This is a genomic window from Streptomyces sp. SolWspMP-5a-2, from assembly GCF_900091845.1.
Taxonomy (GTDB): domain Bacteria; phylum Actinomycetota; class Actinomycetes; order Streptomycetales; family Streptomycetaceae; genus Streptomyces; species Streptomyces doudnae.
This window is the reverse complement of sequence record NZ_FMCI01000053.1, coordinates 1-12,220: the sequence shown is the minus strand read 5'-3', so window position 1 is coordinate 12,220 and position 12,220 is coordinate 1. Positions and strand designations below refer to the sequence as shown.

13 protein-coding genes and 2 pseudogenes are annotated in these 12,220 nt (G+C 71.8%); 6 read left to right on the top strand and 9 right to left on the bottom strand.

What is annotated here, in order from left to right; translation table 11 throughout:
- Together GA0115242_RS05145 and GA0115242_RS05140 are read right to left on the bottom strand one after the other, a co-directional pair.
- Positions 1 to 509: pseudogene (locus GA0115242_RS05145) on the bottom strand (hypothetical protein); the annotation flags it as partial.
- 228 nt (positions 510 to 737) lie between these two features.
- Positions 738 to 947, bottom strand: coding sequence for a hypothetical protein (locus GA0115242_RS05140; protein WP_093824948.1), 210 nt, complete (start codon positions 945 to 947; stop codon positions 738 to 740).
- Between the two features lie 129 nt (positions 948 to 1,076).
- Here GA0115242_RS05140 and GA0115242_RS05135 point away from each other — a divergent pair, with 129 nt between their 5' ends.
- The gene (locus tag GA0115242_RS05135; RefSeq protein WP_093824946.1) at positions 1,077 to 2,051 is read left to right on the top strand and encodes a carbohydrate kinase family protein; all 975 of its coding nucleotides are present in this window, start codon (positions 1,077 to 1,079) and stop codon (positions 2,049 to 2,051) included.
- Between the two features lie 66 nt (positions 2,052 to 2,117).
- Here the strand turns inward: GA0115242_RS05135 and GA0115242_RS05130 are convergent.
- A pseudogene (locus tag GA0115242_RS05130) lies at positions 2,118 to 2,372 on the bottom strand (sulfurtransferase TusA family protein); the annotation flags it as partial.
- A gap of 261 nt (positions 2,373 to 2,633) precedes the next feature.
- Between GA0115242_RS05130 and GA0115242_RS05125 the strand changes: the two are divergent.
- Entirely contained in the window at positions 2,634 to 3,752 is a 1,119-nt protein-coding gene (locus tag GA0115242_RS05125) for an ADP-ribosylglycohydrolase family protein (RefSeq protein WP_093824944.1), read from the top strand.
- A gap of 97 nt (positions 3,753 to 3,849) precedes the next feature.
- Here the strand turns inward: GA0115242_RS05125 and GA0115242_RS05120 are convergent, their stop codons facing one another.
- Both GA0115242_RS05120 and GA0115242_RS05115 read right to left on the bottom strand, forming a co-directional pair.
- Complete coding sequence (locus GA0115242_RS05120; RefSeq protein WP_093824942.1) at positions 3,850 to 5,421, bottom strand: sodium:solute symporter family protein; 1,572 nt, start codon at positions 5,419 to 5,421, stop codon at positions 3,850 to 3,852.
- A 162-nt stretch (positions 5,422 to 5,583) separates the two neighbouring features.
- The gene (locus GA0115242_RS05115; RefSeq protein ID WP_093824940.1) at positions 5,584 to 6,372 is read right to left on the bottom strand and encodes an SDR family oxidoreductase; all 789 of its coding nucleotides are present in this window, start codon (positions 6,370 to 6,372) and stop codon (positions 5,584 to 5,586) included.
- A gap of 91 nt (positions 6,373 to 6,463) precedes the next feature.
- Between GA0115242_RS05115 and GA0115242_RS05110 the strand changes: the two genes are divergently transcribed.
- Entirely contained in the window at positions 6,464 to 7,303 is an 840-nt protein-coding gene (locus tag GA0115242_RS05110; RefSeq protein WP_093824937.1) for a hypothetical protein, read from the top strand.
- Between the two features lie 25 nt (positions 7,304 to 7,328).
- Here GA0115242_RS05110 and GA0115242_RS05105 read toward each other — a convergent pair whose 3' ends face one another.
- On the bottom strand, positions 7,329 to 7,784 hold the full coding sequence (locus GA0115242_RS05105) for an ATP-binding protein (RefSeq protein WP_093824935.1): 456 nt from the start codon (positions 7,782 to 7,784) through the stop codon (positions 7,329 to 7,331).
- A gap of 243 nt (positions 7,785 to 8,027) precedes the next feature.
- On the opposite strand from GA0115242_RS05105, the gene GA0115242_RS05100 reads away from it, so the two are divergent.
- On the top strand, positions 8,028 to 8,900 hold the full coding sequence (locus tag GA0115242_RS05100; RefSeq protein WP_093824933.1) for a helix-turn-helix domain-containing protein: 873 nt from the start codon (positions 8,028 to 8,030) through the stop codon (positions 8,898 to 8,900).
- Entirely contained in the window at positions 8,897 to 9,085 is a 189-nt protein-coding gene (locus tag GA0115242_RS05095; protein WP_093824931.1) for a DUF397 domain-containing protein, read from the top strand. Before GA0115242_RS05100 ends, GA0115242_RS05095 begins: the two co-directional genes overlap by 4 nt.
- Before the next feature lie 178 nt (positions 9,086 to 9,263).
- Here GA0115242_RS05095 and GA0115242_RS05090 read toward each other — a convergent pair whose 3' ends face one another.
- From GA0115242_RS05090 to GA0115242_RS05080, 3 genes are all read right to left on the bottom strand, one after another.
- Positions 9,264 to 9,455, bottom strand: a complete 192-nt coding sequence (locus tag GA0115242_RS05090; protein ID WP_093824929.1) for a DUF397 domain-containing protein — start codon at positions 9,453 to 9,455, stop codon at positions 9,264 to 9,266.
- A 236-nt stretch (positions 9,456 to 9,691) separates the two neighbouring features.
- The gene (locus tag GA0115242_RS05085; protein ID WP_093824927.1) at positions 9,692 to 10,549 is read right to left on the bottom strand and encodes a helix-turn-helix domain-containing protein; all 858 of its coding nucleotides are present in this window, start codon (positions 10,547 to 10,549) and stop codon (positions 9,692 to 9,694) included.
- Positions 10,550 to 10,931: 382 nt separating this feature from the next.
- Entirely contained in the window at positions 10,932 to 11,675 is a 744-nt protein-coding gene (locus GA0115242_RS05080) for a GOLPH3/VPS74 family protein (protein WP_093824925.1), read from the bottom strand.
- A gap of 361 nt (positions 11,676 to 12,036) precedes the next feature.
- Here GA0115242_RS05080 and GA0115242_RS42420 point away from each other — a divergent pair.
- The coding region (locus GA0115242_RS42420; RefSeq protein ID WP_237548844.1) for a hypothetical protein at positions 12,037 to 12,220 on the top strand (184 nt) is incomplete at its 3' end.

The following is a 12,220-nucleotide window of genomic DNA, read 5'->3' as shown; positions in this document are numbered from 1 at the left end:
GCCGCCCCGCCGTCCGCACCGGCGGCCTCCTCGGGGGTGACGTCCGCCGCGTCAGGCTCCTCCGGGACGGCACCGGAGGCCGCGACGCCGTCGGCCGCCCGGGAGGCACCGGGCCCGGCGGCGGGAGACGCGGGGGAGGGGCCAGGGGCGGGACCGCGATCGGCACCGGAGGGCGCGGCCTCGACGGCGGGGTCCGCGGTGTCCGAGAGGTCTGCGGGGGCCGGGGGTTCCGCAGCGGCGGTCCCGTTCTCGACGGGCGCCGAGGCGCCGGTGCCGGGGCCGTCGGACTCCGGGGTGCCGCCGCCGGTGCCGGGGCGCTCGGTCCCCGAGGGGCCCTCGCCGGTGGCGCTGTCGGTGTCCTCCGGCGCGGGGCGGGTGGTGCCGGGCTCCGTCCCGGCGCGGTCGGGCCGTCCGGACTCCGGGCCCGGCGCGGGGGTCCGGTCCGTACCGGCCTCCGGCCGCCGCTCGGGGCCGGTCTCGTCGTCGTGGTCGGGTCGGTCGGTGTTCACCGCATCGCTCCTTCGGCTGCGCCACTGTCCTCCGACCCTGACCTGGCCCTGACAAGGGCGGCGGTCGCGGGGTCGTATCCCGCATCCTCTTTACGAGGGACGGCGATGGGACGCGCCAGGGGAGCGCACGGTTCCCCGAAAACGCGCCCTCGTGCGAAGGAAGCGCCCGCACGAGGAACGCGCCCTCCCGGAGGAGGGCGCGTTCGGCCGGACGGGGGAGCGCGGGACTCAGTCGCCGTAGTCCGACATGGAGTCCAGGAGGCGGGCCGAACCCGCCGGCACCTCCACCCCGCCGATCAGCGCGGGGGAGACCGGCCGGGTCGCGGTCCTGGCCGGGGCCGTCCAGTCCGCCGCCATCCGGGCGCAGTCGCCGCGCAGGGAGGCGAGACCGCCCTCCAGGTCCGCCGGGGACGGTGCGTGGAACTTGAGGTTCGTCATAGCGGAACCGTAGGCACGGACCCGGCTGCGGAGAAAGATCTACTATCGGGTAGTTTTCGCCGCTTCAACGGGCGGGACCCACCGGGTAGCGTGAACTGTCCTTCCACCTCCCCCAGGAGAGTCCACGCCGTGCGCATCGCAGTCACCGGCTCCATCGCCACCGACCACCTCATGACCTTCCCCGGCCGCTTCGCCGACCAGTTGGTCGCGGACCAGCTGCACACGGTCTCGCTCTCGTTCCTGGTCGACAACCTGGACGTGCGCAGGGGCGGCGTCGGCGCGAACATCGCCTTCGGGATGGGCCAGCTCGGCGCCACCCCGCTGCTGGTCGGCGCCGCCGGCTTCGACTTCGACGAGTACCGCGCCTGGCTGGAGCGGCACGGCGTCGACACCGACTCCGTGCGCATCTCCGAGACCCTGCACACGGCCCGCTTCGTGTGCACCACGGACGCCTCCCACAACCAGATCGGCTCCTTCTACACCGGCGCGATGAGCGAGGCCCGCCTCATCGAGCTGAAGACCGTCGCGGACCGCGTCGGCGGCCTCGACCTGGTCCTGATCGGCGCCGACGACCCGGAGGCGATGCTCCGCCACACGGAGGAGTGCCGCTCCCGCTCCATCCCGTTCGCCGCCGACTTCTCCCAGCAGATCGCCCGGATGGACGGCGAGGAGATCCGCATCCTGCTCGACGGCGCCACGTACCTGTTCTCCAACGAGTACGAGAAGGGCCTCATCGAGTCCAAGACCGGCTGGAGCGACGCGGAGATCCTCGGCAAGGTCGGCCACCGCGTCACCACCCTCGGCTCGCGCGGCGTCCGGATCGAGCGGGTCGGGGAGGACCCGATCGAGGTCGGCTGCGCCGAGGAGGAGCGCAAGGCCGACCCCACCGGCGTCGGCGACGCCTTCCGCGCCGGTTTCCTCTCCGGGCTCGCCTGGGGCGTCTCCCTGGAGCGGGCCGCGCAGGTCGGCTGCATGCTGGCGACCCTCGTCATCGAGACCGTCGGCACCCAGGAGTACCAGCTCCGCCGCGCCAACTTCATGGACCGCTTCACCAAGGCGTACGGCCACGAGGCCGCCACCGAGGTACGGGCGCACCTCGGCTAGGACGCGGTGCGCCCGCGGCGCCCTCCGCCCGCGGGGCGAGACCTCCGCGGCACGCCCCGCACGCCGTCAGGAGACCCGGCGGACCAGATAGGCCGAACCCCGGTCCGCCGGCTCCTCGCCCAGGTAGCGCTGCCCGCGCATCTCGCACCAGGCCGGGATGTCCAGGCGGGCCGCCTCGTCGTCGGCCAGGACCCGGACCGTGCCGCCGACCGGCACCTGCCCGATCACCCTGGCCAGCTCGATGACCGGGATCGGGCAGCGCCGGCCGACCGCGTCCACCACCCGCTCACCGGCGCCGGGACCGGACGGCGCGCCGCCGGGCTCCCCGGCCGCCGCCCGGCGCGATCCGCTGCAGAACTGTCCCGGGTGCGAACGCGCGTTCCGGGCCCCCGGTCCCGGGCGGTGCCGGGGGTGCCGGGCGGGCGGTATGGCCGCCTAGCAGGTGTTTCGCGGGAGTTCGCGGGCGCGTGCCTCACAGTTCCCGCACCGTCCCGCACCGTCCTGACCCCTCAACCCACCGTCCCCGTTCGATTACAGTGCTGAGCTGTCGTACGTGCGGGCGGGTCCGTTGGGGAGGTCTTGGTGGGTGCGACAGCCGGCGCCGTCTGGGGCCGCAGCGAACAGCAGGACTTCCGCAGCCGGGTGCGCGGCACACTGCTCGGTTCCGCCGTCGGCGACGCGCTCGGCGCCCCCGTCGACGGGCTCACCCTCGACGAGATCCGGGCCGCGTACGGCGCCGACGGCCTCGTCGACCTCGGCCCCGGGTTCGGCAGACGCGGCGCCGTCACCCACCTCACGCAGCTCGCCCTCTTCACCGTCGACGGGCTGATCCGCGCCCAGGTCCGCCGGGACATCGGCGCCTGGCATCCGCCGACCGATCTGCACCGCGCATATCTGCGCTGGGCCGCCACCCAGCGCGACTGGGGCCCCGACGAGCGCCGCAAGGAGGACGGCTGGCTGGCCCGCGAGGAGTGGCTGTACGCCCGCCGCGAGCCGACCAGGGCGCTGCTGATGGGGTTCGGCGACGACCGGATGGGCACCCTGGAGTCCCCGAAGAACCCGAACGAGCCGGGCCCGGAGGCCACCGCGCGCTCGGCGCCGTTCGGGCTGCTGGTCGGCTGGGAGCCGCAACTGGTCGTGCAGCTCGCGGTGGAGTGCGCCGCGCAGACCCACGGCCACCCGACCGGGTTCCTCGCGGCGGGCGCGTACGCCGTCGTCGTGCACGCGCTGGCGCGCGGCGAGGGCCTCGACGGCGCCGTGCAGCGCGCCCTCGCGCTGCTGTCCGCGCGCCCCGGCCACCAGATCGTCTCCGACGGGCTCCAGCACGCGCTGGGCGCCGTCCGGCAGGGCATGCCGTCCCCGGGCCGGGTGGAGGAACTCGTCGGCGACGGCACCGCCGACGGGGTCCTCGCGGCCGCCGTCTACTGCGCGCTCGTCGGGGCGGACGTCCGGCACGGGCTGATCCTCGCCGTGAACCAGGGCGGGCCGTCCGCGGCCACCGCCGCCCTCACCGGCGGGCTGCTGGGCGCCCTGCACGGCGAGACGGCCCTCCCCCCGGCCTGGCTGGCCGAGCTGGAGGGCCGTCCCACGGTGCTGGAACTCTCCGACGACTTCGCCATGGAGATGACCCAGGGGCCCGCCCTGCACGGACCCGCGGGCGCCTCCCCCGGCTGGCTGGCCCGCTACCCCAGGGGCCGGTAGCCGAGAGGCGAGAGACAGGAGGCGGGAGGCGGGAGGCGGGAGGCGGGAGCCGCGCGGCGGTCGCCGGGACGGCGGGTGCCGGGTGCGGGCGGCGGGCTCAGTCCGTGGGCCGGGTGCCGATCCTCCCGTCGGCCGGGCCGCCCTGCGCGGGCACCGGGACCGCCGCCGCGTCGCCGTCCGTGTTGACGCGCTCGATGATCGCCAGCCGCTCCGGGGTGTCCTCCGGCTTCAGGAAGCCGACGAGCACGTAGAGGACCAGGGAGACGGCCAGCGGGATCGACACCTGGTACTCCAGCGGGACCCCGCCGTCCACGCTCCAGTTGATCGGGTAGTTCACCAGCCAGAACGCGAGCAGGCCGAGGGACCAGCTGGTGAGTGCCGCGGTCGGGCCGGAGCGGCGGAACGGGCGCAGCAGGCCGAGCATCATCGGGATGGCGATCGGGCCCATCAGACCGGCGACCCACTTGATGACGACGGTGATGATGTCCTTGAACGCGGGGGAGTTGACCTGCGTCGCCACCGCCATCGACAGACCGAGGAAGACGACGGTGGTGACCCGGGCCGCGATCAGGCCCGACCGCGCGTTCCAGCCCCGGGCCTGCCGGGACAGCACCGGCGCCACGTCCCGGGTGAAGACGGCGGCGATCGCGTTGGCGTCGGAGGAGCACATGGCCATGGTGTGCGAGAAGAAGCCGACGATGACCAGGCCCAACAGGCCGTGCGGCAGGAGCTGTTCGGTCATCAGGGCGTAGGAGTCGGAGCCGTCCGGCTTCTTGGCGTTCACCAGCAGCGGCGACATCCACATCGGGAAGAACAGCACGACCGGCCAGACCAGCCAGAGGATCGCCGAGAGCCGCGCGGAGCGCTCGGCCTCGCGGGGGCTGCCCGTCGCCATGTAGCGCTGCGCCTGGTTGAGCATGCCGCCGTTGTACTCGAACAGCTTGATGAACAGGAACGCGAGCAGGAACACCGTCCCGTACGGGCCGACCAGCGGCTTGCCGTGGCCGTGCAGGGCGGGTTCGTCCCAGGCGCCGAGGAACCCGATGCCCTTGTCGTTCAGCTTCATCACGACGGCGACGAACATGGCGATCCCGGCGAGCAACTGGATGGCGAACTGGCCGAGTTCGGTCAGCGCGTCCGCCCACAGGCCGCCGATCGTGCAGTAGACGGCGGTGATCGCGCCGGTGATGAGGATGCCCTGGTTGAGGGAGATGCCGGTGAAGACCGACAACAGGGTGGCGATCGCGGCCCACTTGGCGCCCACGTCGACGATCTTCAGCAGCATCCCGCTCCAGGCGAGCGCCTGTTGGGTGCCGAGGTTGTAGCGGTTCTTCAGGTACTCCAGCGGGGAGGCCACCTGGAGCCGGGAGCGGAGCCGGTTGATGCGCGGCGCGAACAGCCGCGACCCGATGGCGATGCCCAGCGCGATCGGGAAGGACCAGGTGACGAAGGAGGTGACGCCGTAGGTGTAGGCGATGCCGGCGTACCCGGTGAACATCACCGCGCTGTAGCCCGACATGTGGTGGGAGATGCCGGACAGCCACCAGGGCATCTTGCCACCGGCGGTGAAGAAGTCGCTGACGTCGTCGACCCGCTTGTGGGACCAGACACCGATCGCGATCATCACGCCGAAGTAGCCGATGAGCACAGCCCAGTCGAGACTGTTCATGGGTCCCCTTCCAGGTTCAGCCGCCGGTTCGGGCATGTGAACTCTGGGTGGGGTGACGTGCTCACGGCAAGCAAGGGGAAGGTCAAGAGACCGTAAAAATGTTCCGGACGATGGCCGGTGTTCATGGGTGTGAATGGCGGGCGGTGTCCCGCGCCACCGCCCCTACCGCATCAGCTCACCCGCGTTGACCAGCAGCGACTGACCGGTGATCGCCCGCGCCCGGTCCGACGCCAGGAACACCGCCGCGTCCGCCACGTCCCCGTCCGTCGCCAGCTCGGGCAGCGCCATCCGCGCGCTCAGCCGACCGAGCACCTCCTCTTCCGGTACCCGTTCCGTCGCCGCGGTGAACTGGACGTACGCCCGCACCGGCGGCCCCCACATCCAGCCGGGCAGCACCGTGTTGACCCGGATCCGCAGCGGGCCCAACTCCCGTGCCAGCGAGTACATCGCGCTCGTCAGCGCCCCCTTGGAGGCCGCGTACGCCGCCTGCCGCACCTGTGAGGGCGCCGCGACCGACGACTGCGTCCCGATGAACACCACCGACCCGCCGCCCGCCGCCCGCATCCCCGGCAGGCACGCCCGCGCGATCCGCAGCGACCCCAGCAGGTTCACGTCGAGCACCGACGCCCAGGTGGCGAAATCCGCGTCCTCCAGACCGCCGAAGTAGCTGTCCCAGGCCGCCACCTGGACCACCGCGTCGATCCGCCCGAACCGCTCGACCGCGAGCGCGGCCAGCGCCCCGCACTGCGCCTCGTCGGTGATGTCGGTCGACCGGTACGCCGTGTGCGCGCCCTCGGGGTCGATGTCCGCGGCGCCCTTGGCCAGTTGCTCCTCGGTGCGCGCCCCGAGCACCGCGTTCCCGCCGTCGCGCACCACGGCCGCGGCGACCTGGTGCCCGAGCCCCGCGCCGACCCCGGTCACCACGACCGTCTTGCCCGTGAGCAGCGACATCGAAAACCCCCTCGGATCGGGCGCCCTTCGGCCCTGGCCATCTAACTGACGGGGCGTCAGAGTATGGGCGACCGTGAGAAAGGGGAACCGCATGAGCGAGGACACCCGCAGCGAGACCTACGGCGAACTGGCCGCCGTCGGACCGTACGGAGTGCGTCCGGGGCACGCCCTGATCACCATGGTCGAGCCCCACCCGGGCCACGAGTACGCGTACAACCGCTGGTACGAGGACGACCACTACTACGCGGGCGCCATGGCGATGCCCTGGATGTACGCCGGACGCCGCTGGGTGGCCACCCGGGACCTGCAACTCCTGCGCTACCCCGAGAAGTCGGCGATCGCCCAGCCGGTCACGGCGGGCTGCTACCTCTCCACCTACTGGATCACCGAGGGCCGTCACGCCGACCACATGAAGTGGACGGTCGCGATCAACCGCCGCCTCAACCGGGACGCCCGCGTCCACCAGGAGCGCACCCACGTCTTCACCGCGTTCCAGGACCGCGAGGCGACCGTCTACCGGGACGGCGCGGCGGGCCCCCGCGACCTGCACGCCCTCGACCACCCCTACGCGGGCCTGGTCCTGGAGGTGATCGACGCCGAGACCCCGGAGAAACGCGTCGAGTTGCTGGAGTGGCTGCGCTCACGCGGCCTGCCGAGGCGGCTCGCGGGCTCACCGGCGGCCCTGGTGACCGTCTTCCGGCCCACCCCGCTGCCCGGCGACCGCATGACGTACGTGAAGCAGGTGGAGGGCGTCGACACCCGCCTGACCCTGCTCTGGTTCCTGGAGCGCGACCCCCGCGAGTGCTGGGAGTCCCACTTCACCGGCCTGGACGCGCAGATCGCCGAAACCGGCCTGGGACGCGTGGAGTTGGTGGCCCCGTTCATCCCGACCGTGCCCGGCACGGACCGGTACGTCGACCGCCTGCGCTGACCTCGGCGGGGCCCGGCCCGGACCGCTACCCCGGCCGGTGACGTCCGCCGCGCGGGCCGATCACCGCCCACACGGTCTTCCCGGAGGGAGGGTAGGACTCCGTACCCCAGTCGTCGGCCAGCGCCGCCACGATGAGCAGTCCTCGGCCCGATTCGGCCTCCTCCGCCGCCGCCTCGGCCGGGACGGTCGGGAGCAGATCGGCGCGGGCGTCGGTGACCGCGATGTGCAGGCGGTCGGCCGTCCGGTCGAAGGTGAGCGTGAGGCGGAAGTCGCGCCCCTGGACCCGGCCGTGCAACGCGGCGTTGGCGGCGAGTTCGGCGACGACCTGCTCCGCGTGCTCGGTGACGCCCGCCGGCGCCTCCCAGGCGCGGCAGCGCTCCGTGGTGAGCAGCCGGGCCAGGCGCGCTCCTCGGCGGGTGGACGACAGCAGTTGCGTGAAGGTCCGCGTGGCGGCGGGGACCTGGGGGGTGGTTGCGCTCATGCGGACCACGGTGACGGGCGCGCGGGGGCGCGTTCCAGCGACGAGGCCGTACGCAGGGTGACCGTACGGAGATGTCCCGCTCCGGTACGGGCCCCGGGCTACCGGACCCCGCACGGGTCGCCGCGCGCGGGCCGGGACGTCAACGTGAGGACGCGGTCAGTGGACGAAGGGTCACCCGTCCCGTCACGCTGGGTGAGTAGGTCGTCGGGAACGGCGCGCGTACGTACCTGGAGGTGGCCGCGTATGGCGAACGGTGTCGGTGCGAGTGACGGCGTCGACGACGTGACGGGCTGCGAGACGGATCGGGAGCCCGACCCCTCCGACAGCCTGCGGACCTTCGGCGCCGTCGTCCAGGCGCTCCGGGAGCACGCGGGGCTGAGCCGGGCGGAGTTCGGGGAGCTGGTGCGTTTCTCCAAGCACACCGTGGAGTCGGTGGAGTTGGGGCGCAGGATGCCGGACGAGTCCTTCGTGCGGCGGGCCGAGGAGGCGACGGGGTCTACGGGGGCCCTGCGGAGGGCCTCCCGGCATCTGACCCGGGGCGAGGCCGGGTTGGCGGCCTGGTTCCGGCGCTGGGCCCGCCTGGAGCAGGTCGCGGTGAGCCTCTGCACGTACGAATGCAGGCTGGTACCGGGGTTGTTGCAGTCGGAGGGGTACATGCGCGCTCTCTGTGAGAACGACATCCCCCCTCTGTCGGACGACGTGCTGGAGGCGACGGTCCAGGCGCGTCTGGACCGGCAGAGGCTTCTGGTGGAACGTCCGAACACGACCTTCGACTTCATCGTCGAAGAGGCGGTGTTCATTCGTCGCCTGGGCGGCGTCGACGTGACTCGGGATCTCGTCGACCACGTCCTGGGGGTCGTCGCGCCGAGGAACGTCACGCTTCAGATCATGCCTGCGAACGCTGAGCATCACGCCTGCATGGCGGGGTCGATCCAACTGCTGGAGACCTCTGACGGCAGTTGGCGCGGGTACTCCGAAGGGCAGGAGAACGGCCGCTTGATCACTGACCCGAAACAGGTCAGCCGACTGCATATGCGCTATGCGAGACTGCGCTCGCAGGCCCTCTCTCCGAAGGACTCCGTGGGCCTCCTGGAGCGGACGCGAGGAGCGCTATGAGCACGTCCGGGCTCGATTGGTTCAAGTCCAGTTACAGCAGTGCGCAGGGCGACAGTTGCGTTGAGGTCGCCGTGGTCTCCGAACGAACCGTCCGCGTGCGGGACTCCAAGGACGTGTCCCGACCGTCCCTCGCCGTGGGGCGGGACCGGTGGGCGGAGTTCACGGCGTTCGTCGCCGGGGGCTGACCGCTGCCCGCAGCCGGGCCGGAGCGTCGCGCACGTTGCTCGCCCTCCGCGAGGGGCCCCCGGGGCACAGGCCGAGCCCCCTCGGCAAGGACGGCGGGCTGGTCGAGAGGGCTCGTGCTGTGCTGTGTGTGAAGTTGTGCTCGTGGAGTACGGCCGGGAAGCGTGAAGCGCCGTCTTCCTAGCCCTTGACGGAGGCGACGAACGTGTTCCACGCGTCCGCGGGGAAGGCCAGCGTCGGCCCGTCGGTCACCTTCGAGTCGCGCACGGCCATCGCCGCGACGAGCGGGGACTTGATCTCGACGCACGCGCCGTTGCCGGTGGAGTACGACGACTTGGTCCACGTGTCCGTGGCGCCCTGACGAATTGCCATTTTTGCTCCGGATTGCCAGTTGGTGAGTTGCTTGTCACCGGGCGCCGGGTCCGAGACGAAACCGACACCGCGGTTTACGCCAACCTCCGTGCTCGCTGGCGTGATTCGAAGCTACTAGCACTCCCTGGTCTACGAAGAGACTATTCACTCGACCGGATGGCATATTCCAAGCGGGTCTTCCGGTCCGGCCCCGGGAAGGTGTACTGTGCCCGACCTTCCCGGCGACCGGGGGTCCCTCACCGCGTGTACGTCTTCGCGACGTCCGCGATGTACTGCCGCGACTGGTCCGGGTTGAGCGCCTGCGCCCTCAAGTGCTCGTACATCACGCTGTACTTCTGGACGTCGTTCGCCTTCTCCAGGTACAGGTCGCTGGTGACGCCCTCGATGTAGACGACGTTGGAGTCCGCCGCGTCCGGGAACTCCAGGATCGCGTACTGGCCGTTGAGCCCCGGGTGCGCGCCCATGTCGAACGGGATCACCTGCACCGTCACGTGCGGCAGCTGCGAGTGCTCGACGAGCAGGTCCAACTGGGCCCGCATCAGCGCCCCGTTGCCCACCTTGCGGTGCAGCGCCGCCTCGTCCATCACCGTCCACAGCCGCAGCGGGTTCTCCGGCGAGGTGATCCGCTCCTGCCGGCGCATCCGCACCTGGACCCGCTTCTCCACGTCGACCGGCGCCGTCTCCGGCAGCGCACCCGCGATCAGCGCCTCGGCGTACTCCCGCGTCTGCAGCAGCCCCGGCACCACCTGCGGGTCGTACACCCGCAGACTCGCCGCGTCCGTCTCCAGACCGATGTAGACGCTGTACGGGATGTCGCCGAACGAGTGCCACCAGCCCTGCTGGCGCGAGTCCTTGGCCATCTGCATCAGCGAGTCGACTATCCGGTGGTCCTCCACCTCGTAGACCCCGCACAGATCGCGCACGTCGCGCTGGCTGATACTGCGCCTGCCGTTCTCCAGCCTGCTGATCTTCGACTGCGAGACCAGCAGGCGCTCGGCGACCTCTTCCGCCGTCATGCCCTTGATCTCGCGCAGCCGACGAAGTTCCTGCCCCAGCCTCCGTCGCCGGACGGTGGGATTGACATTGGACGCCACGAGACGTGCACCTCCGGCTACGTGCCACATACCTGCCACTTTGCGTATCTGCTGTTGAGCAGACTGCCACCAAGGTGCTCACTACCGCTGGGAAACGGTTGATATCCGCCGCGTACACGCCAGTTCAGGGCACCGGGTGACCATCCGGCGGACGGACCGGACCATGACGACCCGTACCGTCACGGCCGAATCCGGACACCGGGAGCGCCCATGCGGCCGCGCGGGTCGGCGGGACCTCCCGCGGGCCGCCCTCGTGGACGGCCTGCGTGCGATCCCGCCGCCCGCGCGGACCGGCGGCTCCCGAACCGGATCATGGGGACTCGGGTACGGCGTATGGAACTGTGTGACGGGTCCCGCTGTCGGACGCCGTGGAACTCTGGCTTCAGTGCGCCACGACGCGCGCCATCGAACCCCGGCGCGGCTGCATCGGGACACCGCGGGCGGGCTCCGGCGCGGACGGCCTGGTCGGCCCGGCCGGTGCCGGGTTGCGACGTGGCTGTGCCACCGCGCCGTTCTGGACGTCCATCACGGCGTGCGCCACGAGACCGCCCATCGGGTCGTGCCTGATCAGATCCCGCAGCCGGGAGCGCGAGGAGCGACCCTCGTTGCCCGGATACAGGTGCTTGCCGAGACCGACCGCGTGTGCCAGGGCGGCGAGCGCCGCGGTCCGCGGGTCCGGCGGGACGCCGGTGCGGATCGCGGAATCCAGCCGGGACTTGATCTCCCGGCTGATGGCGGTGTCCGTCGCCTGGTAGCGAGTCGTCGGCAGCACTCCGCACATCTGACCCGGCACGGCGGCAACCATGCCGCACCGTTCCAGATGCGAGAGGTACGTCTGGCGCAGCCCCAGTCGGGGCCCGCCGATCCAGTGGACCGCCCGCACCGGAGCGCCGCGCCTTCGCAGCAGCTCCAACGCGCAGTCCAGAGTCGGATCTCCGGTCGGCCGTGGTGCCACCACGGCGATACGATCCCCGTCTGGGGCTATCCGTCCGGCCAGCGCCAGCTCCACTAGCTGCGCCCCGGCCAGGCCGAGGTCGAGCGACTGCGGCTGTGCGGTGGTACCCGTGGCCGGGTCCAACGCCAGCAGAAGAAGCTCTTCCGGAATTGTTCTGCGGCTCCTGCCCATCCATGCCTCCCCGCGTGGATGACAGACAGGGTGACCCCTCTCACATTGGTCTGTCGAGGGTGCGTGACCTGTTTGTAAGGGAACCGGTAGGTATGTCGTTCTCGTCTACCACGTCGGTCAGGTCCACACACAGGACACTGGTACATGGTTCGGACAGCGCGCTGGAGCGCGGTCGCGGGCGGCGGTTCACTGTTCGGTAGACCGCACGGACGTCGTGCGGCATGAGGAGGCATCGGTGGCGGGCGAGTCCCCCGACAGGTCGAAGCAGCGCGAGTCGTCGGCAGAACCGACGTCGGGGAGCGAGGGTTCGGTTCCCGGATCCAGGAACGAGGACGGCGGTTCACGGGATCCGCGCGTCGGCATGACGAGGGAACCGGGATCCGGGACCGCCCGCACGGGCGGGGTGGACACGGCGACGCGGGTCCTGTCGGTCCGCGACCCGGAGACGGACGTCTCCGGCGACGAGCGGCCGGACGGGCCCGGCGCGCCGGGCGCCGACGGCGTCCCGGACGCCGTCTCCGCCGCCTGGGTGCGCCGCGGCGGCG

Excerpts from the sequence above, each read along its gene's own strand:
- GA0115242_RS05140 (WP_093824948.1), bottom strand. The coding sequence starts at position 947 with ATGACGAACCTCAAGTTCCACGCACCGTCCCCGGCGGACCTGGAGGGC.
- GA0115242_RS05110 (WP_093824937.1), top strand. The coding sequence starts at position 6,464 with ATGAGCGAGGACACCCGCAGCGAGACCTACGGCGAACTGGCCGCCGTC.
- GA0115242_RS05115 (WP_093824940.1), bottom strand. The coding sequence starts at position 6,372 with ATGTCGCTGCTCACGGGCAAGACGGTCGTGGTGACCGGGGTCGGCGCG.
- GA0115242_RS05120 (WP_093824942.1), bottom strand. The coding sequence starts at position 5,421 with ATGAACAGTCTCGACTGGGCTGTGCTCATCGGCTACTTCGGCGTGATG.
- GA0115242_RS05080 (WP_093824925.1), bottom strand. The coding sequence starts at position 11,675 with ATGGGCAGGAGCCGCAGAACAATTCCGGAAGAGCTTCTTCTGCTGGCG.
- GA0115242_RS05100 (WP_093824933.1), top strand. The coding sequence starts at position 8,028 with ATGGCGAACGGTGTCGGTGCGAGTGACGGCGTCGACGACGTGACGGGC.
- GA0115242_RS05095 (WP_093824931.1), top strand. The coding sequence starts at position 8,897 with ATGAGCACGTCCGGGCTCGATTGGTTCAAGTCCAGTTACAGCAGTGCG.
- GA0115242_RS05105 (WP_093824935.1), bottom strand. The coding sequence starts at position 7,784 with ATGAGCGCAACCACCCCCCAGGTCCCCGCCGCCACGCGGACCTTCACG.
- GA0115242_RS05090 (WP_093824929.1), bottom strand. The coding sequence starts at position 9,455 with ATGGCAATTCGTCAGGGCGCCACGGACACGTGGACCAAGTCGTCGTAC.